Origin of the sequence: Ramlibacter albus, assembly GCF_014297445.1 — a bacterium.
GTDB lineage: Bacteria > Pseudomonadota > Gammaproteobacteria > Burkholderiales > Burkholderiaceae_C > Ramlibacter > Ramlibacter albus.
Genome location: NZ_JACORU010000004.1, coordinates 304,963 through 325,062, shown reverse-complemented (window position 1 = coordinate 325,062; position 20,100 = coordinate 304,963). Strand labels below are relative to the sequence as shown.

At 67.7% G+C, this 20,100-nt stretch carries 18 protein-coding genes; 7 read left to right on the top strand and 11 right to left on the bottom strand.

Going from position 1 to position 20,100, the window contains the following annotated elements:
• Positions 1-7 precede the first annotated feature (7 nt).
• The 6 genes from H8R02_RS13295 to H8R02_RS13270 all read right to left on the bottom strand — a co-directional run bounded on the left by H8R02_RS13295 (position 8) and on the right by H8R02_RS13270 (position 7,021).
• Positions 8-2,974, bottom strand: a complete 2,967-nt coding sequence (locus tag H8R02_RS13295) for a formate dehydrogenase subunit alpha (RefSeq protein ID WP_187081909.1) — start codon at positions 2,972-2,974, stop codon at positions 8-10.
• A 22-nt stretch (positions 2,975-2,996) separates the two neighbouring features.
• Positions 2,997-3,203, bottom strand: a complete 207-nt coding sequence (locus tag H8R02_RS13290) for a twin-arginine translocation signal domain-containing protein (RefSeq protein ID WP_187081908.1) — start codon at positions 3,201-3,203, stop codon at positions 2,997-2,999.
• Between the two features lie 147 nt (positions 3,204-3,350).
• Complete coding sequence (locus tag H8R02_RS13285) at positions 3,351-3,950, bottom strand: TorD/DmsD family molecular chaperone (RefSeq protein WP_187081907.1); 600 nt, start codon at positions 3,948-3,950, stop codon at positions 3,351-3,353.
• Positions 3,947-6,019, bottom strand: a complete 2,073-nt coding sequence (locus H8R02_RS13280; protein ID WP_187081906.1) for a 4Fe-4S binding protein — start codon at positions 6,017-6,019, stop codon at positions 3,947-3,949. Before H8R02_RS13280 ends, H8R02_RS13285 begins: the two co-directional genes overlap by 4 nt.
• Complete coding sequence (locus H8R02_RS13275; protein WP_187081905.1) at positions 5,946-6,518, bottom strand: DUF3306 domain-containing protein; 573 nt, start codon at positions 6,516-6,518, stop codon at positions 5,946-5,948. Before H8R02_RS13275 ends, H8R02_RS13280 begins: the two co-directional genes overlap by 74 nt.
• Positions 6,515-7,021 (bottom strand): DUF3305 domain-containing protein, encoded by a 507-nt coding sequence (locus H8R02_RS13270; protein ID WP_187081904.1) that lies wholly within the window; start codon positions 7,019-7,021, stop codon positions 6,515-6,517. Before H8R02_RS13270 ends, H8R02_RS13275 begins: the two co-directional genes overlap by 4 nt.
• Before the next feature lie 79 nt (positions 7,022-7,100).
• On the opposite strand from H8R02_RS13270, the gene H8R02_RS13265 reads away from it, so the two are divergent.
• A complete protein-coding gene (locus H8R02_RS13265; RefSeq protein WP_187081903.1) occupies positions 7,101-8,897 on the top strand; it encodes a feruloyl-CoA synthase in 1,797 nt (598 codons plus the stop codon).
• Between the two features lie 4 nt (positions 8,898-8,901).
• On the opposite strand, the gene H8R02_RS13260 is transcribed toward H8R02_RS13265, so the two are convergent.
• From H8R02_RS13260 to H8R02_RS30785, 3 genes are read right to left on the bottom strand one after another with little or no spacing between them, the layout of a single operon-like run.
• Positions 8,902-9,354 carry a MarR family winged helix-turn-helix transcriptional regulator gene (locus H8R02_RS13260; RefSeq protein WP_187081902.1) on the bottom strand — a complete coding sequence of 151 codons (453 nt, stop codon included), beginning with the start codon at positions 9,352-9,354 and terminating at the stop codon, positions 8,902-8,904.
• 42 nt (positions 9,355-9,396) lie between these two features.
• On the bottom strand, positions 9,397-10,629 hold the full coding sequence (gene apbC / locus H8R02_RS13255; RefSeq protein WP_354004922.1) for an iron-sulfur cluster carrier protein ApbC: 1,233 nt from the start codon (positions 10,627-10,629) through the stop codon (positions 9,397-9,399).
• Positions 10,529-11,257: an ATPase gene (locus tag H8R02_RS30785; RefSeq protein ID WP_187081900.1), complete on the bottom strand. Its 729-nt coding sequence runs from the start codon at positions 11,255-11,257 to the stop codon at positions 10,529-10,531. The genes apbC and H8R02_RS30785 overlap by 101 nt, the downstream gene beginning before the upstream one ends.
• A 60-nt stretch (positions 11,258-11,317) precedes the next feature.
• On the opposite strand from H8R02_RS30785, the gene metG reads away from it, so the two are divergent.
• Positions 11,318-13,363: a methionine--tRNA ligase gene (gene metG / locus H8R02_RS13245; protein ID WP_187081899.1), complete on the top strand. Its 2,046-nt coding sequence runs from the start codon at positions 11,318-11,320 to the stop codon at positions 13,361-13,363.
• Positions 13,364-13,372: 9 nt separating this feature from the next.
• On the opposite strand, the gene H8R02_RS13240 is transcribed toward metG, so the two are convergent.
• Complete coding sequence (locus H8R02_RS13240; protein ID WP_187081898.1) at positions 13,373-14,077, bottom strand: carbonic anhydrase family protein; 705 nt, start codon at positions 14,075-14,077, stop codon at positions 13,373-13,375.
• Positions 14,078-14,238: 161 nt separating this feature from the next.
• Here H8R02_RS13240 and H8R02_RS13235 point away from each other — a divergent pair, with 161 nt between their 5' ends.
• The 5 genes from H8R02_RS13235 (at position 14,239) to nadB (ending at position 18,880) form a co-directional block, all read left to right on the top strand.
• The gene (locus H8R02_RS13235) at positions 14,239-14,406 is read left to right on the top strand and encodes a hypothetical protein (protein WP_187082072.1); all 168 of its coding nucleotides are present in this window, start codon (positions 14,239-14,241) and stop codon (positions 14,404-14,406) included.
• 138 nt (positions 14,407-14,544) lie between these two features.
• Positions 14,545-16,197 (top strand): SulP family inorganic anion transporter, encoded by a 1,653-nt coding sequence (locus H8R02_RS13230; protein ID WP_187081897.1) that lies wholly within the window; start codon positions 14,545-14,547, stop codon positions 16,195-16,197.
• 12 nt (positions 16,198-16,209) lie between these two features.
• Complete coding sequence (locus H8R02_RS13225) at positions 16,210-16,431, top strand: DUF3460 family protein (protein WP_187081896.1); 222 nt, start codon at positions 16,210-16,212, stop codon at positions 16,429-16,431.
• Positions 16,432-16,466: 35 nt separating this feature from the next.
• The gene (locus tag H8R02_RS13220) at positions 16,467-17,297 is read left to right on the top strand and encodes a segregation and condensation protein A (protein WP_222622480.1); all 831 of its coding nucleotides are present in this window, start codon (positions 16,467-16,469) and stop codon (positions 17,295-17,297) included.
• Complete coding sequence (nadB, locus tag H8R02_RS13215) at positions 17,294-18,880, top strand: L-aspartate oxidase (protein WP_187081894.1); 1,587 nt, start codon at positions 17,294-17,296, stop codon at positions 18,878-18,880. Before H8R02_RS13220 ends, nadB begins: the two co-directional genes overlap by 4 nt.
• Here nadB and H8R02_RS13210 read toward each other — a convergent pair whose 3' ends face one another.
• Positions 18,881-20,059, bottom strand: coding sequence for a pyridoxal-phosphate-dependent aminotransferase family protein (locus H8R02_RS13210; protein WP_187081893.1), 1,179 nt, complete (start codon positions 20,057-20,059; stop codon positions 18,881-18,883).
• Positions 20,060-20,100 lie beyond the last annotated feature (41 nt).

The window sequence follows — 20,100 nt, the reverse complement described above, 5'->3', positions numbered from 1 at the left end:
GTTCTCCTCAGGCCCGCTCGACTTGGCAAATCGTGGTCTTGGTCTCTTGCATCATCGTCACGCTGTCGTAGCCGTAGGTCGTGGCGGTGTTCACCGCCTCGCCGCGCACCACCGGCGCCGCGCCGTTGGGGTAGTAAGGCAGCATGTCGTTGCCCTGCCAGCGCCCCGCGAAGTGGAACGGCATCCAGCAGGTGTCCGGCCCCACGCGCTCGGTGACGAGCGCCTGCACGTTCAGCTGCGCGCCCGTGGGCGTCCTCAGCCACACGCGGTCGCCGTTGCGGATGTTGCGCTGCGCGGCGGCCTGCGGGTTGATCTCGACGAAGGCCTCCTGCTGCAGCTCGGCCAGCCACGGGTTGGACCGCGTCTCGTCGCCGCCGCCTTCGTACTCGGTCAGGCGCCCGGACGTGAGGATCAGCGGGAACTTCTCGTGCACCTTGTCGGCCACGTTCTTCTGCTGGATCGTCTTGTACAGCGTGGGCAGCCGCCAGAACGCCTTCTTGTCGTCGTGCGTCGGGTACTTGGCCACCAGGTCCGGCCGCGTGCTGTAGAGCGCCTCGCGGTGCTGCGGGATCGGGTCGGGGAAGTTCCACACCACCGCGCGCGCCTTCGCGTTGCCGAAGACGTGGCAGCCGTGGTTCTTCATCGTCACGCGGATGATGCCGCCCGACGGGTCGGTCTTCCAGTTCTTGCCTTCGGCCGCGGCCTTCTCGGTGTCGGTGAGCTCGTCCCACCAGCCGAGCTTCTTGAGCAGCACGTGGTCGAACTCGGGGTAGCCCGTCTGGATGTCGGCGCCCTTGGACGCGCTGCCGTCCTCGGCCAGCAGGTTCACGCCGTCCTTCTCCACGCCGAAGTTCGCGCGGAAGTTGCCGCCGCCGTCCATCACGTGCTTGCTCGTGTCGTACAGGTTGGGCGAGCCGGGGTGCTTGAGCTCCGGGTTGCCGAAGCAGGGCCACGGCAGGCCGAAGTAGTCGCCGGTGAGGTCGTAGCCGGTGGCCTTGTCCTTCACGCCGTCCTTGGCCTTGAGCGTCTTGACGTCGAAGGCGGCCATGTTCTTCATGTGCGCCTTCAGCCGCTCGGGGCTCTGGCCCGTGTAGCCGATGGTCCAGACCGACTTGTTGATCTCGCGCAGGATGTCCTCGGGGATGGGTTCGTCCCGCCCCTTGATCTTCTGCATCTTGAAGTTCTTGACCAGCTCCTTGCCGAAGCCGAGCTTGTCCGCCAGCTCGTACATGATCATGTGGTCGCTGCGGCTTTCCCACAGCGGGTCGATCACCTTCTCGCGCCACTGGATCGAACGGTTCGACGCCGTGCAGGAGCCGCTCGTCTCGAACTGGGTCGCGGCCGGCAGCAGGTAGACCGCACGGTTCGGGTTCGCGTCCTTCGGGTCACCGGGCATCGCGGCCATCGCCGCCGTGGCCGACGGATACGGGTCCACGACCACCAGCAGGTCCAGCTTGTCCATGGCCTTCTTCATCTCGAGGCCACGGGTCTGCGAGTTGGGCGCGTGGCCCCAGTAGAAGACGCCGCGCAGGTTGGGGTCCTGGTCGATCAGCTCGTTCTTCTCCAGCACGCCGTCGATCCAGCGCGACACGGTCATGCCGGGCTTGGTCATCATGCCCGGCGCGGAGAAGCGGCCCTTGATCCAGTCGTAATCGACGCCCCACACCTTGGCGAAGTGGCGCCACGAGCCTTCGACGATGCCGTAGTAGCCGGGCAGCGAGTCGGGGTTGGGGCCGACGTCGGTGGCGCCCTGCACGTTGTCGTGGCCGCGGAAGATGTTGGCGCCGCCGCCGGACACGCCGATGTTGCCCAGCGCCAGCTGCAGGATGCACGAGGCGCGCACCATCGCGTTGCCGATCGTGTGCTGCGTCTGGCCCATGCACCACACGATGGTGGAGGGGCGGTTCTTCGCCATCATCTCGGCGACCTTGGCCACCTGCGCCTCGGGCACGCCGCAGGCTTCCTGCACCTTGTCCGGCGTCCACTTGGCCATCACGTCGGCCTTGACCTTGTCCATGCCGTAGACGCGGTCGTTGATGTACTTCTTGTCCTCCCAGCCGTTCTTGAACACGTGGTAGAGGATGCCGAAGAGGAACGGGATGTCGCTGCCCGAGCGGATGCGGCAGTACTCGTCGGCCTTGGCGGCCGTGCGCGTGAAGCGCGGGTCGGCCACGATCATCTTGCAGCCGCCCTCCTTGCTGTGCAGCATGTGCAGCATGGAGACCGGGTGCGCCTCGGCGGCGTTGGAGCCGATGTACAACGCGCACTTGCTGTTCTGCATGTCGTTGTACGAGTTGGTCATGGCGCCGTAGCCCCACGTGTTCGCCACGCCGGCGACGGTGGTGCTGTGGCAGATGCGTGCCTGGTGGTCGCAGTTGTTGCTGCCCCAGAGGCTGACGAACTTGCGCATCAGGTACGACTGCTCGTTCGAGTGCTTGGACGAGCCGATCCAGAACACCGACTCGGGGCCGCTCGCCTTGCGCAGCTCCTGCAGGCGCGCGGCGATCTCGTTGTAGGCCGTGTCCCAGCTGATGCGCTCGTACTTGCCGCCCACCAGCTTCATCGGGTAACGCAGGCGGTACTCGCCGTGGCCGTGCTCGCGCACCGACGCGCCCTTGGCGCAGTGCGCGCCGAGGTTGATCGGCGAGTCGAACACCGGCTCCTGGCGCACCCACACGCCGTTCTCGACGACCGCGTCGATCGCGCAGCCCACCGAGCAATGCGTGCAGACGGTGCGCCTGACTTCGATCTTGCCGTCGCCGATGGCGGGGACGCGCTGGTCGGCGGCCTGCGCCTTCTTGACGAGCGACAGCTGCGACGCGGCAATGCCGACACCCACGCCGAGGCCGCTGCGGCGCAGGAACGCGCGGCGGTCCATGGTGGGGATGGCACCGGCCAGCCCGCGCTGCAGGCTGTGCACGAAAGGCGAACGGGCGGCCGTCTGGCCGCCTGCGGACTTCTTGGTCAGCAACATGGATGTCTCCTGCGCGCGCGCTTCAGATGCGCGTGGTCTTGTAGTAGTTCTGGACGTGTTCGCTCAGGCGGTAGCCGCCGCCGCGCTCGGGCTTGGGCAGCGGCTCGGCAACGGGGGCCTGGAGATCGGGCTGCACCTTCGGCAGCGTGGCGACCGCAGTGGCTGCGGCACCGGTGGCGGCGGCGCCCCAGAGGAAGCCGCGACGGGAGGACTTGGAGCGCTCTGACATGCTTGTCTCCTCGGTATGTACTTCTCTTCATACTGTAGACCAGCGACGCACCATTTGCATGCAAACGATGCCCGCCACCCCTCAGGGAAAACGCGAAGAGAGGTTGGACAAGGCTTTGTTCGTCTCAAATTGAGACGGCGGAAGTACTCAGTCCAGCATGTCGAAGCCTTGCGCTTCGACCGAGAAGAAGGCGCGCGTGAATGCGGCGAGCGCGGCGTAGAACTTCGCCGAAGGGTGCGCGCCGAGCGCGTCGCACAGGGCATTCACCCACGGCTGCAGGTGGGCGGCGAAGAACTCGCGCTGCTTCGTGAGGTTCGCGACCGCGACGTCGTCGCCGGCGATCAGATAGCGCATCACCTCGCACAGGTACGCGATGTGGTCTTCCGTTTCGGGCATGGCTTCGTCGCGGGCGAGGCCCAGCGCCGCGAGTTCGTCGCGCAGCCGCGCGAGCGGCTTTTCGTTCAGGAAGCCCGAGAGGTAATGCGATGCGAAAAGGTACACCTCCGGCTTACCTACGCCGCCGAAGAGCGCGTCGTACTCGTCCCGGATCTCGCCGTCGGACATCTCGCGCGCAACGCCGATGAACGCACGCCAGGGCTCCTCGAGGAACGCTCCCTGCGCCGGGGCGTCGGTGACCGCGACGCGCAACGCCACCATCAATTCCTCCGGCGGCGGCGCGTAGTAGAGCTGCGCCAGCAGGCCGTAGATCTCGGCCCGCGCGGTTTCCTCGTCGAGCGCGGAGGTCATGCGTCGGTGATCTTCCGTTCGTCGCTCGCCGTGTAGATGTCGACGACGCGGCAGTCGCCGCACATCTTCAGCCGCTCGAGCGCGGCGCCCTGGAACATCGCGTGGCCGGCGAGCTTGCCGATCATCGCCTCCACCGCCTTGAGCGTGCCGAACGGCTTGCCGCAGCGCACGCAGCCATAAGGCTTCGTTTCGTTCAGCACGCGCGGCTGCCTGCGCTCGGGCGCAACCAGGAAGCGCGGTTCGAGCGACATCGCCTTCTCGGGGCAGGTGCCGACGCAAAGGCCACACTGCACGCAGTTGCTTTCGATGAAGCGCAGCTGCGGCAGCTGCGGGTTGTCCTGCAGCGCGCTGGCCGGGCAGGCGCTCACGCAGCTCAGGCACAGCGTGCACTTGTCCTTGTCGACCGCGACAGCGCCGAAGGGCGAGCCCGCGGGCAGCGCGATCGACGCGGGTTTTGCCTTCGCCTGCTCGACGAGGTGGTCGATCGCGAGGTCGAGCGTCGCGCGCTTGTCGCGGGCCACGGCGAACTTCGCTGGCGCCACGGGCGTTGCGCCGCCGCGCGCGGCCAGCAGTTTCAGCTCCTGGTCGAGGTCCGTCGGGTGCTTGGCAGTGAACAGGCTGAAATGCGAGCCTTCGTAGCCGAGGCCGTTCAGCAGCGCCTGCGCGATCGCCATCTGCGCGCGCAACGCGTCCATGTACTGCGGCGCCTCGTCGCCGGCCGACAGCACTGCGACGTGGCCTGCGCCGCTCGCAACGGCCGTGAGCCACAGGTCGATGCCGGTGCTCGCCGTGTGCCACAGCGCCATCGGGAGGACGTTCGCGGGCACGCCTTGCGCCGCACCGACACGCGCCGCGCGGCCGAGCTCCTCCACCAGCACCTGCCCACGCTCCTGCGAGTGCAGCAGCAGCACGGGCTTCGCGCCCCCGGCGCGCGCGTAGGTGGAAAGGAGCGTGCGGATCTTGCGGCCCTGCTCCGGCGTTTGCGGGTAGCCGTAGCCGAGGGCGCCCGTGGGGCACACCGTCGTGCACGCGCCGCAGCCCACGCACAGGTGCGGGTTCACCTTGACCTGCTGGCGATGCTTGTCGCTGGAGATGGCCTCCGCCGAGCAGATGTCGATGCAAGCCGTGCAACCGGCCTTCTCGTTGCGGCTGTGCGCGCACAGCTTCTGCGTGTACGTGAAGAACTTCGGCTTCTCGAACTCACCGACCATCTCGCGCAGCTTGAGCAGCGTGTCGAGTGCATCGCGCCCGCCGGGCAGGTGGAAGTAACCCTGTGGCGGCGCGTGCTGCACGAACGCGGGTTGCTGGCGCAGGTCCAGCACGAGGTCGAAATCGTCGGTGTGCGCCACCGGCTCGCGCGTGAAGTCGATGGCGCCGACGTCGCACACCTTCACGCACGCGCGATGCGACTTGCACGCGGCCGCGTCCACCTGGTAATCGAAACCGATCGCATCCTCGGGGCAGGCGGCCAGGCAGGCATTGCAGCGCGTGCACAGGTCCAGGTCGATCGGGTTGTCCTTCAGCCACGTCAGCTTGAAGGCGCCGAACCAGCCGGTGATGCCGTCGATGCGCCCGCCGACGACCGGCCAGCGGCGCTCCTGCGCGCCGGAGCCGCCGCGCGAGAAGATGGTGACGTCGAGCACGTCGCCCACCACGGCGGCCATGCGCTCGGCGTCTTCGAGCGCGCCGACGATCAACAGACGGCCCGCGCTCTTGTAGGTGACGGTGGGCACCGGCTCCGGCTCGGGCAGCTTCGCCATCGCGAGCAGCGCGGCCAGTTTGGGCATCGCGCCCTTCGCATCGCGGCTCCAGCCGCCGGTTTCGCGGATGTTGACGAAGCGGATGGGCGCGACGGCGCCCTCGGTCTGCTCCGCGACTTCGGCGAACAGCCGCTTTTCCTGCGTGCACGCGACCACGACGTCGCCGCTGCCCTTGATGGCCTGCTGGAAGCTGCCGGCCTCGCGGCGGCACAGGGTGGAGTGGAGCTTCAGCTCCTCATTCAGGGCGCTCCCCAGGGCCTGCGGGTCCAGGGGCATCGTCTTGTTGCAATCGCAGATCAGGGTCGGCATCGGGGGGTACTGCTGTCTCGGCCTGCGGGGACTGTGCCACGGATTGGTCCGTGGGGTCATCGGCAGCTTCCCTGCCCTCTTCGTCTTCCTGTTCCTTTTTCTTCTTTTCGTCGAAGAGGTCGAGGAACTGCGCGCTCGCCAACTGCCTCAGCATCGCAGGCGGGATGGGGTCGGGTTTCGAGTAATCGTCGATGTAGACGTCCAGGCCGTCCTGCACGTTGAAGCGCGGGTCGGCGAAAAGCTTTTTCAGGGCGGTGTTCCTGACGTCGTGCGGCACGTCGCCGGCGACGAAGCGGCGGAAGTCGGACTCGGGGGTGAGGGCTTGCGCGTCGTCGAGCGTGGGTAGGGGTTCGGCGGGTGCGGGCAGTTCTTCGGCGATGGGCGCATTGGCCACGACGGGCGCGGCAGGTGGCGCTGTCGGCTCAGGCTCGACCTCGCGCCCGGCCTTCACCTCCTGCTTGCGCTTCGACCACCGGCTGAAGAAACCGTCGTCGCTCATTTCTTCTCGGTTGTGATGGTCACCGGGTTGCCGAAGCGGTCCTGCAAGCCCTTGAAGCTGTCCGGGCGCTTGCGGCGCCGCGGCTCGGGGACGTAATGTTCCTCGGCAAAGGTTCGCATCCACTCGATGACCTCGGCCGGCGCGGGCACCTGCTCCACCGTCTCCTGCGCGTCGAGCCAGCGCGCCGCTTCGTTGTAGCTCAGCGTCACGATCTCGGGCTTAGGCTTTTCGTCCTCGAGCCGCCAGAGCACGAACCACGCGGGGGCCGGCGTCGTCGCGTTGAGGTAGTAGCCTTCCGCCTCGTCACGGAACAGCTCCACCGTGAAGCCGGGGTAGAGCCAGCGCTCGTCGTCACCTTCCCGGAGCAGGAGGCGCGGCTCGCTGCCGAAGCCGGGCTCCTGCGCAACGACGTCGGCCAACTCCCAGCGCCACGGCTGCCACGGGCTGGCCTGCCTGACGCGGCGCATCACCACGGCGACTTCGATGCTGGGGCGCTGGACCATCCGCCGATCATCGCACCGAGGGCCCGAATCCTCGTTTTCCCTGATCACACGCGCCACAGGGAGATTCAGGATATTCGATATGAGTCATAACATTCTGCCGTTCGGCGAACCCGGCGCCCTCGCGCCGCGCGAGGTGCTGCGCGAAGACCTTCCCGGCGGCGGTTTCGTGCTGCGCCACCCCCGCCCGCTGCAGCCGCACGCGCGCTGCATCGGCGACTGGCTGGAGCACTGGGCGCGCACCACGCCCGACGCCGTGTTCCTGGCCGAGCGCGATGCCGCGGGCGCATGGCGCAAGCTCACTTACCGGCAAACGCGCGACGCTGTCGGGCGAATCGCGCAGTCGCTGCTGGACCTGCAATTGCCGGCCGCGCAGCCGGTGGTCACGCTCTCCGACAACTCGGTGGATTCGGCGCTGCTCGGCCTGGCCGCGATGCACGTGGGCCGCGCGAGCTGCACCGTATCGAGCGCGTACTGCCGGCTGACGAAGGACTACACCAAGATCAAGGGCATCCTCGACGCGCTCGGGCCGGCGCTCGTGTACGCAAGCGATGCGGCCGTGTACGGCCCCGCGGTGCAGGCGTGGAACGGCAAGGCGCCGGTCGTCTTCGGCAGCGGTTCGACCGCGGGTTCGCATGCGTTCTCGCTGCTGCTGGAGCCCGCCGAAACGCCCGCGGTCGCGCAGGCCTTCAGCCGGATCACGCCCGACGACCACGCCAAGTACCTGCTCACGAGCGGCTCGACGGGCCTGCCCAAGGTGGTGATCAACACGCACCGCATGCTCACCGCCAACCAGCAGCAGGTGGCGCAGGTGTGGCCCTTCCTCACGCGGCACCCGCTGACGCTGGTGGACTGGTTGCCCTGGAGCCACACCTTCGGCGCCAACCACAACTTCAACATGGTGCTGGCGCACGGCGGCTCGCTCTATGTCGACGAAGGGCGGCCTGCGCCGGGGCTGGTGGAGAAGACGCTGCGCAACCTGCGCGACGTGCAGCCCACGTTCTGGTTCAACGTCCCGCGCGGCTTCGACATGCTGCTGCCCTTCCTCGAAGCGGACGAAGCGGCGGCGCGCGACGTGTTCGCGCGGCTCGAAGGCGTGTTCTATGCGGGTGCCGCGTTGCCGCAAAGCCTGTGGCAGCGGCTCGATGCCGTCGCGGCGAAGGTGCGCGAGCGGCCGGTGTGGTTCACATCCGCGTGGGGCTCCACCGAGACGTCGCCCGCGGCAACCGAAGTTCACTGGGGCCTCGAACGCGCGGGCTGCATCGGGCTGCCGTTGCCGGGCGTCCATCTCAAGTTCGTGCCCAACGCCGGCAAGCTGGAGATGCGCGTGCGCGGGCCCAACGTGTTCCCGGGCTACCGCAACGCGCCGGAGCTGACCGCGAAGGCATTCGACGAAGACGGCTACTACCTGATCGGCGATGCCGGCAAGCTGGTGGATGCGGCCGATCCGTCGCAAGGCGTTGCCTTCGACGGCCGCGTGGCCGAGGACTTCAAGCTGATGTCCGGCACCTGGGTGAGCGTGGGCACTCTGCGCATCAAGGTGGTCACCGCCCTGGCGCCGCATGCGGCCGACGTCGTGATCACCGGGCATGACCGCGAGGAAGTCGGCCTGCTCGTGTTCCCCACGCCGCAGGCGAAGGCGCTGCCGGCGGACGAACTGCGTGCGCACATCCGCGGTGGATTGCAAAAGCTGGCTGCTGAAGGCCTCGGCTCGTCGCAGACACCGGCCTGCGCGATCGTGCAGGACGAGCCGCCGAGCGCCGATGCCGGCGAGATCACGGACAAGGGCTACATCAACCAGCGCGCTGTGCTCGTGCGGCGCAGCGCCGATGTCGAAGCGCTCCATTCGCGCGGCGATGCGCGCGTGATCCGCGCCTGAGGCCTCAGGCCGGCACGCCCGCGAGCTTGGCGAGCAGCTCCATCAGCATCGCCTGCTCGGCGCGCGACAGGCGCGCGAGCCACTCCTTGTCCATCGTCTTGCTCACCGCCGCGGCTTCGCGCACGACCTTGCGGCCCTTGGCGGTGAGCTCGATGAACTGCACGCGCCGGTCGGTCTCGGCGCGCACGCGCTCGACCAGGCCGCGGCCTTCGAGGCGATGCAGGATGCCCGTCATGTTGGGCGCCGCCACCCCCAGCGTCTGCGCGAGCTGGTTCTGCGCGACGTTCTCGTTCGTGTCCAGCAGGATGAGGATGGAGTACTCCACCGGCCGCAGCTCGTAGGGCCCGCCGATGTGCCGCGCGAAGTTGCGGAACGCCTGGAAGCGCGTGAGCGCGAGCAGGTACCCCGCGTGGCGGCGCAGCTCTTCCTGTTTCAGGGGTTCGGTGGGGCGTGGCATCGCGGATACTTATAGAGTATCAGCGTTCCGGCCGCAACCGGCTCAGGTGTTCTTGGAGATCGTGATCGTCGGGAACTTGGCCGAGAAGTCCTTCGCCCTCGACGCGATCTTCACCGCCACCTGGCGCGCAACGGCCATGTAGATGCCGGCTGCCTCGCCTTCGGGATCGGACACCACCGTGGGGCGGCCGCTGTCGGCCTGCTCGCGGATCCTGATGTCCAGCGGCAGCGCGCCGAGGTAGTCGATGCCCTTCTCGGCCGCGTAGCGCTTGCCGCCGCCCTCGCCGAAGATGTGCTCGGCGTGGCCGCAGTTGCTGCACACGTGCACGGCCATGTTCTCGACGATGCCGAGGATGGGCACGCCCACCTTCTCGAACATCGCCACGGCCTTGCGCGCGTCGAGCAGCGCGATGTCCTGCGGCGTGGTCACGATCACCGCGCCCGTCATCGGCACGCGCTGCGACAGCGTGAGCTGGATGTCGCCGGTGCCGGGCGGCAGGTCGACGATGAGGTAGTCGAGGTCCTGCCAGTTCGTTTGCCGCAGCAACTGCTCCAGCGCCTGCGTGGCCATCGGGCCGCGCCAGATCATCGCCTCGTCGGGATTGACGAGGAAACCGATCGACATGACCTGCACGCCGTGGTTCTCCAGCGGCTCCATGGTCTGGCCGTCCTCGCTTTCGGGGCGGCGCGAGATGCCCATCATCATGGGCTGGCTGGGGCCGTAGATGTCGGCGTCGAGCAGGCCGACCTTCGCGCCTTCGGCGGCCAGCGCCAGCGCGAGGTTGACGGCGGTGGTGCTCTTGCCGACGCCACCCTTGCCCGAAGCGACGGCGATGATGTTCTTGACGTTGGGCATCAGCTGCACGCCGCGCTGCACGGCGTGGGCGATGACCTTGCTGGTGATGTTCACCGACACGTTGCCCGCCCCGGCGTTCTTCGCCGCGGCGATCAGCGCCTGGCGCAGTTGCGGCACCTGGCTTTTCGCCGGGTAACCGAGCTCGACGTCGAAGGCGACGTCGTTGCCGGTGACCTGCACGTTGCGGACCGCCTTGGTGCTGACGAGGTCCTTGCCGGTGTTGGGGTCGGTGACGGCGGAAAGGGCGGCTAGAAGCTGGTCGGTGGTGGGCATGGGACTACTCTCTTGATGGGAGAGTGTAGCGACCGGCCCTTGCCCTTCAGGAACGCAGGCGTTCGTCGTCGGGGTCCAGTTCGAGAACCTCGCCGTTGTCGTAGATGACGAGCTTTGTTCCGGTCTGCCTGGCGACTTCGCGAGCACGCTGCGCCGCACGAAGCAAGGCAGCATAGGCACCCCGGACCGATTCGGGCGCGTCAGGCGGCAGGCCCGCGTATGCGGGCTGGTGCTCGCGGAGCAGGTTACGTGGCTCCATCGGGTCTTTCCAGTCGAGGACCTGGGGGGTGTCTCCGGAATTGTCGTAGAAGAACCATGCGTCCGCCAGGTCGCGATAAACCGTTTCGAAGAGGCGCAGCCCCGAAGTGAATCGACGGCGGATCACATCCTCGGGAATGTCGTGGCCCCCTTGCTGAACGCGCCGCGCAACCCGCCTGATGCATTCCTCGACCGCCGGGATCGACAGGAAGTGCAGGTCAACGCGATAGCCAGCGCCGCGCCAGCCTGCCATTTGCCTTGCGTACCCCAAGCCCGAGAGCGTCGTCTCTAACGCGAAGCTCTCGCGCCGCGCGACATGCTCATCGATCGCCTGCAGCATCAGCCGCCCCGCCCTCACCGCCGCCTTCTCCGGCGCGAACGGCGACAAGCCTGCCGCGATCAGGTCGGCATTCACGAATTGGCGGCAATCGCCCTCTCGCAGCAGGAACTCCCGCGCGAACGTGGTCTTCCCCGCCCCGTTGGGGCCCGCGATGATGATGATCTTCGGCTGGTCCAAGGCGCAACATTCTAGGCACCCCCGTCCCCGTAAAATGAACGGTTCCCCCTTGAGAAAACCATGACCCAGCGCAAGCTCTTCGTCACCACCGCCCTGCCGTACGCCAACGGCAAGTTCCACATCGGCCACATCATGGAATACATCCAGGCCGACATCTGGGTGCGGCACCAGCGCATGGGCGGGCACATGGTGCACTTCGTGGGCGCCGACGACGCGCACGGCGCGCCGATCATGATCGCGGCCGAGAAGGCCGGCAAGACGCCGCAGCAGTTCGTGGCCGAGATCGCCGCGGGCCGCAAGGAATACCTCGACGGCTTCCACATCCGCTTCGACAACTGGCACTCCACCGACAGCCCGGAGAACACCGAGCTTGCCCAGGGCATCTACAAGCGCCTGAAGGAAGGCGGCCTCGTCACCTCGCGCACCATCGAGCAGTTCTACGACCCGGTCAAGGGCATGTTCCTGCCCGACCGCTACATCAAGGGCGAATGCCCCAACTGCCACTCGCCGGACCAGTACGGCGACAGCTGCGAGAACTGCAGCGCGGTCTACTCGCCCACGCAGCTGATCAAGCCCTACTCCGTGCTCACGGGCGCGACGCCCGAGCTGCGCTCGTCCGAGCACTTCTTCTTCAAGCTCTCGGAGCCCAAGGTCGTCGACTTCCTCAAGTCGTGGACGCAGGACGGCAAGCTGCAGCCGGAGGTGGCCAACAAGGCCAGCGAATGGTTCGAGGCCGGCATGGCCGACTGGGACATCTCGCGCGACGCGCCCTACTTCGGCATCGAGATCCCGGACGCACCCGGCAAGTACTTCTACGTCTGGCTCGACGCGCCCATCGGCTACCTCGCCAGCCTGAAGAACCACTTCGACAAGGGCCAGGCGAAGAACCACTGGGACCCCGCGTCGCGCACCGACGCGAGCTTCGAGCAGTTCGTGGCCGACCCCGGCGTGGAGCAGGTGCACTTCATCGGCAAGGACATCGTGTACTTCCACACGCTGTTCTGGCCCGCGATGCTGCAGTTCAGCGGCCGCAAGGTGCCCAGCCAGGTCAACGTGCACGGCTTCATCACCGTCAGCGGCGCCAAGATGTCCAAGAGCCGCGGCACGGGCATCGACCCGCTGAAATACCTCTCGCTCGGCATGAACCCCGAGTGGCTGCGCTACTACATCGCGGCCAAGCTCAATGCCAAGGTGGAGGACGTCGACTTCAACCCGGAAGACTTCGTCGCCCGCGTCAACTCCGACCTCATCGGCAAGTACGTCAACATCGCCAGCCGCGCGGTGAAGTTCATCCCCGGCGGCAAGCTGGTGGCAAGCGACGTCTCGCGCTTCGCGCCGCAGAAGCTGCTCGAAAGCGTGAAGCTGCTGTACGAGACGCGGGAGTACGGCAAGGCGCTGCGCGAGGTGATGGCGTTTGCCGACGAGGTGAACCTGCGCTTCGACTCCGCCGCACCGTGGAAGCTGGTGAAGGAAGACAAGCGCGATGAAGCTGCCGCGGTGTGCTCGGAGTGCATCGAAGCGTTCAAGGTGCTCACGGCTTGCCTCAAGCCCGTTCTGCCCGAACTCGCCGCCCAGGCCGAGGCGTTCCTGAAGTGCCAGCCGCTGGCCTGGGACAACGCCGCCGCGCCGCTGGGCGCCGGCCACCAGGTGGGCGACTACAAGCACCTCATGCAGCGCGTGGACGCGAAGCAGCTGGAAGCGCTGCTCGAGGCGCCGGCCGAAGAAGCCGCGCCCGCCGCGGCGCCCGGTGGCGAAGAGATCGCCCCGTCGATCAACATCGACGAGTTCGCCAAAGTCGACATGCGCATCGCCAAGGTCGTCGACTGCAAGACCGTGGAAGGCTCCACCAAGCTGTTGCAGCTCACGCTCGACGTCGGCGAAGGCAAGACGCGCAACGTGTTCTCCGGTATCGCCTCGGCCTACAAGCCCGAGGACCTGAAGGACAAGTTGGTCGTCGTCGTGGCCAACCTGGCGCCGCGCAAGATGAAGTTCGGCGTGAGCGAGGGCATGGTGCTGTCGGCCAGCCACGGCGACGAGAAGGCCGAGCCCGGCATCTTCGTGCTGGGCGCGTGGCCCGGCGCGAAACCGGGCATGCGCGTGCGCTGAAGGGCGCGCTCAGTAGAAGCGCACTTCGCCGGTCTTCACGTCCAGCATCGCGCCCACCACGCGCAGCTGGCCCTTGTCGGCCATCTCGCGCAGCACGGCGCTGCGGTTGAGGATATCCAGCACCGTGCGGCGGACATTGGCCTCGGCGACCATCTCGACGAACTGCTCGTTCTTGCTGCTGCGCTCGCCGGCGTAGGCAACGCTCTGCACGGCGGGCTTGATCTTGCCCAGCATGCCGGTGAGGTTGCCCAGGGCCACGTCGTCGCATGCGCCCTTGATGGCGCCGCAGCTCGTGTGGCCGAGCACCACGATGAGCTTCGCGCCCGCGACCTTGGACGCGAATTCCAGGCTGCCCAGCATGTCCTCGTTGACGAAGTTGCCGGCGATGCGTACGCCGAACACGTCGCCGATGCCCTGGTCGAAGACGAGTTCCGGCGCCGAACGGGAGTCGATGCAGCTAACGATGGACGCCATCGGGTACTGGCCGTAGCCCGTCGCCTTGATCTGCATCTTCAGGTCACGCGGCGCCTGGCGGCCGGTGGTGAAGCGCTGGTTGCCCTCCTGCAGCCGCTGCAGCACGGCGTCGGGGGTGAGCGCAGCCTGGGCTTCGCGCGTGAGCGCGGCGGGCGCCGCGGGAACGGGCTGCGAGGCGCAGCCGCCAAGCAGGGCCGCGGCCAGGCCGAGCGCCGCGAGATGGGTCAGGTGTCGGTTCATGGGTTCTCCTCGCCCAGGCCATCCCGGGGCAGGCCCATGCTAGGCATTCAGGACGTGCCGGTAACCAGCCTTTCGGATAGTGCCGCCTGCCCTTTCCGCGAGACGAGATGCGCCGTCGCGCGTTCGTTGAAGCTTTACATGGGCTGGTTAGGATGCCGCGCATGAAGATCCTGGCCGCAGCCACCCTTGCTCTCCTCCTTTGCGGCTGCGCCGTCGTCACGGTGGCCGACATGGCCGTCGGCGCGGCGGTGGGCGCGGTCAAGCTCACCGGGGCCGCCGTCGGCGCCGTCGTCGACGTGGTCACCCCGTCGAAGGACGAGAAGAAGTAAGCCGGGTTTACACTGGGGCGATGGCGACACCGCCTATGCCCCTTTCGCGCCGCAAGCGCTTCATCACGCGCCTGCACCACTGCGGGCCTCCGGAGCCGGGCTGAACGTTCCCACGTTGCAGTTCATCCCGGAGAGTCCATGCCTTTTTCCCTCGTCTTCCGCCCGCGGCTCGTCGAAGCATTGCGCGGGTACGACCGCGACCGCTTCGTGCACGACGCCGGCGCGGGCATCACGGTCGGAATCGTCGCCCTGCCGCTGGCGATGGCGTTCGCCATCGCGTCGGGCCTCACCCCGCAGGCCGGCCTGTGGACCGCCATCATCGCCGGCCTGCTGATCGCGGGCCTCGGCGGCTCCAACGTGCAGATCGGCGGGCCGGCCGGCGCGTTCATCGTCATCGTCTACGGCATCCTGGAGCGCTACGGCCTGGCGAACCTGATGATCGCCACCAGCTGCGCGGGCGTGCTGCTGTTCGTGCTCGGCTTCCTCAAGCTCGGGCGGCTGGTGCGCTACGTGCCGGTGAGCATCGTCATCGGCTTCACCAACGGCATCGCGGTGCTCATCGCGGTATCGCAGCTGAAGGACTGGCTGGGGCTGGAGGTGGAGAAGATGCCCGCCGACTTCTTCACGCAGCTGAAGGTGATGGCGCAGCACCTGGACACGTTCAACCCGTACGCCTTCGCGCTCGGGACCCTGTGCTTCCTCGGGCTGTTCGCGTGGCCCCGGCTGTGGCACGAGCAGTCGCCGCTGAAGACCGCGGTGCCGCTGCCCGGCATGCACGCCACGGTGCGCCTGAACCGGCGCGTGCCGGCGCCGGTCGTGGCGCTGGTCACGCTGACGGCTCTCGCGTGGTTCCTGCAGCTGCCGGTGGAAACGATCGGCACGAAATTCGGGAGCATCCCGCAAGGGCTGCCCGCGTTCGTGCTGCCGGAGTTCTCGTGGGCGACGGTGAAGCTGCTGGTGACGCCGACGATCACCATCGCCCTGCTCGGCGCGATCGAGTCGCTGCTGTGCGCGCGCGTGGCCGACCAGCTGTCGACCCTGCCCCGGCACGACCCCAACCAGGAGCTGATGGCGCAGGGCGTCGCCAACTTCGTCGTGCCCTTCTTCGGCGGCATGCCGGCCACCGGCACGATCGCGCGCACCGTGACGAACATCCGCGCCGGTGCGACGACACCCGTCGCGGGCATCGTGCATGCGATCACGCTGGCGATCATCGTCCTCGCCGCGGCCCCGCTCGCGCTGCTCGTGCCCCTGTCGGTGCTGGCCGGCATCCTGCTGTTCGTCGCGTGGAACATGGGCGAGTGGTGCGAGTTCGCGCACATGAAGAAGTACAGCACGCACTACCGCGTGCTGATGCTGGGCACATTCCTGCTCACCGTGGTGTTCGACCTCACGGTCGCCGTGCAGGTGGGGCTGGTCACGGCGTGCGGCCTCTTCGTGCGCAAGATGAGCTCGCTGTTCTCGGTGGAGCTGGTCAAGCGCGAAGGCGCGCTCATCATGTTCAGCCTCTACGGCTCGCTGTTCTTCGGCGCTGTGGCGAAGATCGACGAGGTGGTGCAGGCCGTGGAGGCCGGGCCGGAGCAGCCGGTGGTGGTGCTGGACGCCTCGCGCCTCGTCCACCTCGACACCTCGGGCCTGGATTCGCTGCGGCAGCTGCACAAGGCGGTGCTGGGGCGCAAGGGCACGCTCTTCATCGAGAACCTGCACGAGCAGCCGCAGGAAGTGATCGAGCGGGCGGGGTTCGCCGCGGAGCTGGCGCACAACCAGGCCTCTCCCGAGGTGGCCGGGTAAAATCCGGGAATCATGTCGTTGCTCCGAATTTTCCGCCGCGAGGACTACGAGTCCGACGTCACCCAGTTCATCTCCGAGCTGAAGTCGCAGGACCCCAGCCTCGAATCGCGCCAGCGCGCCGGCCGCGCCATCTGGTGGGACAAGAACCTCGACCGCGAAGCGATCCGCGAGTGGCAGGAAGCCAAGGTCCCGCAGAAGCCGTACGTGTACGGCACCGACCCGTCGCAAGACTGAGTCGAGACGTGAGCGACTCCACGGTCGACACCGAGCTGCCCCAGCCGCCGCAGCCCGAGATCCCCGGCATCCCCGAGGTGGTCGACCAGGTGGCGCTCGCGCGCCTGTACGGCGAACCGCTGTTCGCCATGCCGCAGGACCTGTACATCCCGCCCGACGCGCTGGAGGTGTTCCTCGAGGCCTTCGAAGGCCCGCTGGACCTGCTGCTGTACCTGATCCGCAAGCAGAACTTCAACATCCTCGACATCCCGATGGCGGCGGTCACCCGCCAGTACCTCGTGTACGTCGACGAGATCCGCACACGCAACCTCGAGCTCGCCGCCGAGTACCTGCTGATGGCGGCGATGTTGATCGAGATCAAGAGCCGCATGCTGCTGCCGCCGAAAAAGACGGCGGAGGGCGAGGAGGCCGAGGACCCGCGCGCCGAGCTGGTGCGCCGCCTGCTCGAATACGAGCAGATGAAGCTGGCCGCCGCGCGCCTGAACGAGGTGCCGCAAATCGGCCGCGACGTGCTGCGCGCGCAGGTGTACATCGAGCAGTCGCTGCAGCCGCGTTTCCCCGACGTCAACGTGGTCGACCTGCAGGAGGCGTGGCGCGACATCGTGCGCCGTGCCAGGCTCGTGCAGCACCACAAGATCACGCGCGAGGAGCTGTCGGTGCGCGAGCACATGAGCATGGTGTTGAAGAAGCTGCAGGGCCGCAAGTTCGTGGAGTTCGAGCAACTTTTCGAGCTCACCAAGGGCGTGCCCGTGCTCATCGTCACCTTCATCGCGATGCTGGAGCTGGCGAAGGAGACCTTGATCGAAGTGACGCAGGCTGAAGCCTACGCACCGATTTACGTGCGCCTGGCGTACCAACCCGCATGAGCAACCCGGTCCCCCGCGATTTCGATGTGCTGATCGTCGGCAGCGGCCTCGCCGGCCTCTCCGCCGCGATGCACCTCGCCCCGACGCACCGCGTGGCCGTGCTCACCAAGCGCGCCATGAGCGACGGCTCCAGCGGCTGGGCGCAGGGCGGCATCGCCGCCGTGATGGCCGAGGGCGACACTTTCGACAGCCACGTGGACGACACGCTCGTCGCGGGCGCGGGCCTGTCGGACCCCGAGGCCACGCGCTTCGTCGTGGAGCACGCGCCCGAGAGCGTGGAATGGCTGCGCAAGCTGGGCGTGCCCTTCTCGCTGGAGAACGGCGAGCTGCACCTCACCCGCGAAGGCGGCCACAGCGCGCGCCGCATCGTGCACGTGACCGACGCCACCGGCGCCGCCGTGCAGCAGACGCTGATCGAGCACGTGCGCCGCACGCCGAACATCACGGTGTTCGAGCACCACATGCTGGTGGACCTGATCACCTCGCACAAGCTCGGCATCGACGGCCCGAACCGGTGCCTGGGCCTCTACGCGCTCGACGAGAAGCAGGACGAGGTCGTCACCTACCGCGCGCCGCACACGCTGCTGGCCACCGGCGGCGCGGGCAAGGTCTACCTGTACACGACGAACCCGGACACGGCCACCGGCGACGGCATCGCCGCCGCGTGGCGCGCGGGCTGCCGGGTGACGAACATGGAGTTCATCCAGTTCCACCCGACGTGCCTGTACCACCCGAACGTCAAGAACTTCCTGATCACCGAAGCCGTTCGTGGCGAGGGCGGCCGCTTGCTGCTGCCCGACGGTACGCGCTTCATGCCCAGCCACGACAAGCGCGCCGAGCTCGCGCCGCGCGACGTGGTGGCGCGCGCGATCGACTTCGAGATGAAGAAGCACGGCCTCGACTGCGTGTACCTCGACATCTCGCACCAGCCGCCCGAATTCGTCCGGGAGCACTTCCCGAACATCTACGCACGCTGCCTGGACCTCGGGATCGACATCACCAAGCAGCCGATTCCGGTGGTGCCCGCGGCGCACTACACGTGCGGTGGTGTGCACACGGACCTGAACGGCGCAACCGACCTGCAGGGCCTGCACGCCATCGGCGAGACAGCGTACACGGGGCTGCACGGCGCGAACCGGCTGGCGAGCAACTCGCTCGTGGAGTGCATGGTGTTCGCGAACTCCGCGTCCTCCGACGTTCGCGCGACACCGCTGCCGCCGCCGCCTGCCGTGCCCGCATGGGACGACAGCCGCGTGACCGACGCCGACGAATCCGTCGTCATCTCGCACAACTGGGACGAGCTGCGCCGCTTCATGTGGGACTACGTGGGCATCGTGCGCACCAACAAGCGCCTGGAGCGCGCCTCGCACCGCATCAAGCTGCTGCAGCAGGAGATCCAGGAGTTCTACAGCGCGTTCCACGTGAGCCGCGACCTGCTGGAGCTGCGCAACCTGGTGACGGTCGCCGAGCTGATCGTCAGGAGCGCGCAGGCGCGGCATGAAAGCCGCGGGCTGCATTTCAGCCGGGACTATCCGCAGTCGGTGCCCCACACGCGGCCGACCACGCTGGTGCCAGCGCGCTGATCAAGGCGCGACCGAGTCGCCCAGGAACCCGATCGCGGCTTCGACGCCGCCGGTGCCGTGCGGAATGCGCAGGGCCTTCAGGCCCATCTCGACGACGCCGAGGGTGCCCAGGATCATCGGCGCGTTCACATGCCCCATGTGGGCAATGCGGAAAGCCTTGCCCTGCAACGCGCCGATGCCGTTGCCGAGCACCACGCCGCATTTCTCCTTGCAGTACTGGCGCAGCGGGACGGGATCATCCATCAGCAAGGTTGTGACCGTGTCGGAACGCTGCGACGGCTCGCGGATGTTGAACTTCAGCGCACCGCCCTCGCACCACTGCGCGGCCGCACGGCGCACCGCCTCGGCCAGCAGCCTGTGGCGCAGGAAGATGTTCTCCAGCCCCTCCTCGAACAGCATGTCCACCGCGCGCCGCAGCCCGAACATCAGGTGCACGGGTGCCGTGCCGGCGTGCTTGCGGTAGTGCTCGGCGCCCTCGCGATCCGTCCAGTCCCAGTACGGTGTGCGCATGCCGGCGGTGCGATGGACCTCGCGCGCACGCTCGTTGACGGCGACGAAACCGAGTCCCGGCGGCGTCATCAGGCCCTTTTGCGACGCCGACATCGCAACGTCGATGCCCCACTTGTCCATCTCGAAGGGCATGCATGCGAGCGATGCAACGGCATCGACGACGTACAACGCAGGGTGCCCTGACGCGCGTATCGCCTTGCCGATGGCGGGCACGTCGTTCATGGCGCCCGATGCGGTGTCCACATGCGCGAGCAGCACCGCCTTGATCGTGTGGCCGCGGTCCGCACGCAACCGCGCCTCGACCTCCTCGGCGCGCACGGCACGCGACCAGTCGCCGGGCAGTACCTCGACTTCGGCGCCCATCGCGCGTGCGGCTTGCCCCCACGCCATCGCGAAGACGCCGCTTTCCAGCACCAGCACCTTGTCGCCGCGCGACAGCAGGTTCGACAGCACCGCCTCCCACGTGCCGTGGCCGTTGGCGATGTACATGTACGTGCGGCCCTGTGTCGCGAACAGCGTCGACAGGTCGCGCAGCAGGCCCGCCGTCAATTCGACCATCTCCTCGGAATAGATGTCCAGCGGCGCCCGGTGCATGGCGCCGAGCACCTCGTCGGGGATGGTGGTGGGGCCGGGAAGGGCCAGGAACTCCCGGCCGGCGCGCACGGTCATGACAACTCCTTGGCGTAGCGGCAGACCGCTGTTTACCACGA

Excerpts from the sequence above, each read along its gene's own strand:
- H8R02_RS13295 (WP_187081909.1), bottom strand. The coding sequence starts at position 2,974 with ATGTTGCTGACCAAGAAGTCCGCAGGCGGCCAGACGGCCGCCCGTTCG.
- H8R02_RS13285 (WP_187081907.1), bottom strand. The coding sequence starts at position 3,950 with ATGACCTCCGCGCTCGACGAGGAAACCGCGCGGGCCGAGATCTACGGC.
- H8R02_RS13275 (WP_187081905.1), bottom strand. The coding sequence starts at position 6,518 with ATGAGCGACGACGGTTTCTTCAGCCGGTGGTCGAAGCGCAAGCAGGAG.
- H8R02_RS13210 (WP_187081893.1), bottom strand. The coding sequence starts at position 20,059 with ATGACCGTGCGCGCCGGCCGGGAGTTCCTGGCCCTTCCCGGCCCCACC.
- H8R02_RS13240 (WP_187081898.1), bottom strand. The coding sequence starts at position 14,077 with ATGAACCGACACCTGACCCATCTCGCGGCGCTCGGCCTGGCCGCGGCC.
- H8R02_RS13280 (WP_187081906.1), bottom strand. The coding sequence starts at position 6,019 with ATGCCGACCCTGATCTGCGATTGCAACAAGACGATGCCCCTGGACCCG.
- H8R02_RS13265 (WP_187081903.1), top strand. The coding sequence starts at position 7,101 with ATGAGTCATAACATTCTGCCGTTCGGCGAACCCGGCGCCCTCGCGCCG.
- H8R02_RS13235 (WP_187082072.1), top strand. The coding sequence starts at position 14,239 with ATGAAGATCCTGGCCGCAGCCACCCTTGCTCTCCTCCTTTGCGGCTGC.
- H8R02_RS13260 (WP_187081902.1), bottom strand. The coding sequence starts at position 9,354 with ATGCCACGCCCCACCGAACCCCTGAAACAGGAAGAGCTGCGCCGCCAC.
- H8R02_RS13225 (WP_187081896.1), top strand. The coding sequence starts at position 16,210 with ATGTCGTTGCTCCGAATTTTCCGCCGCGAGGACTACGAGTCCGACGTC.
- H8R02_RS13290 (WP_187081908.1), bottom strand. The coding sequence starts at position 3,203 with ATGTCAGAGCGCTCCAAGTCCTCCCGTCGCGGCTTCCTCTGGGGCGCC.
- nadB (WP_187081894.1), top strand. The coding sequence starts at position 17,294 with ATGAGCAACCCGGTCCCCCGCGATTTCGATGTGCTGATCGTCGGCAGC.
- metG (WP_187081899.1), top strand. The coding sequence starts at position 11,318 with ATGACCCAGCGCAAGCTCTTCGTCACCACCGCCCTGCCGTACGCCAAC.
- H8R02_RS13270 (WP_187081904.1), bottom strand. The coding sequence starts at position 7,021 with ATGGTCCAGCGCCCCAGCATCGAAGTCGCCGTGGTGATGCGCCGCGTC.
- H8R02_RS13230 (WP_187081897.1), top strand. The coding sequence starts at position 14,545 with ATGCCTTTTTCCCTCGTCTTCCGCCCGCGGCTCGTCGAAGCATTGCGC.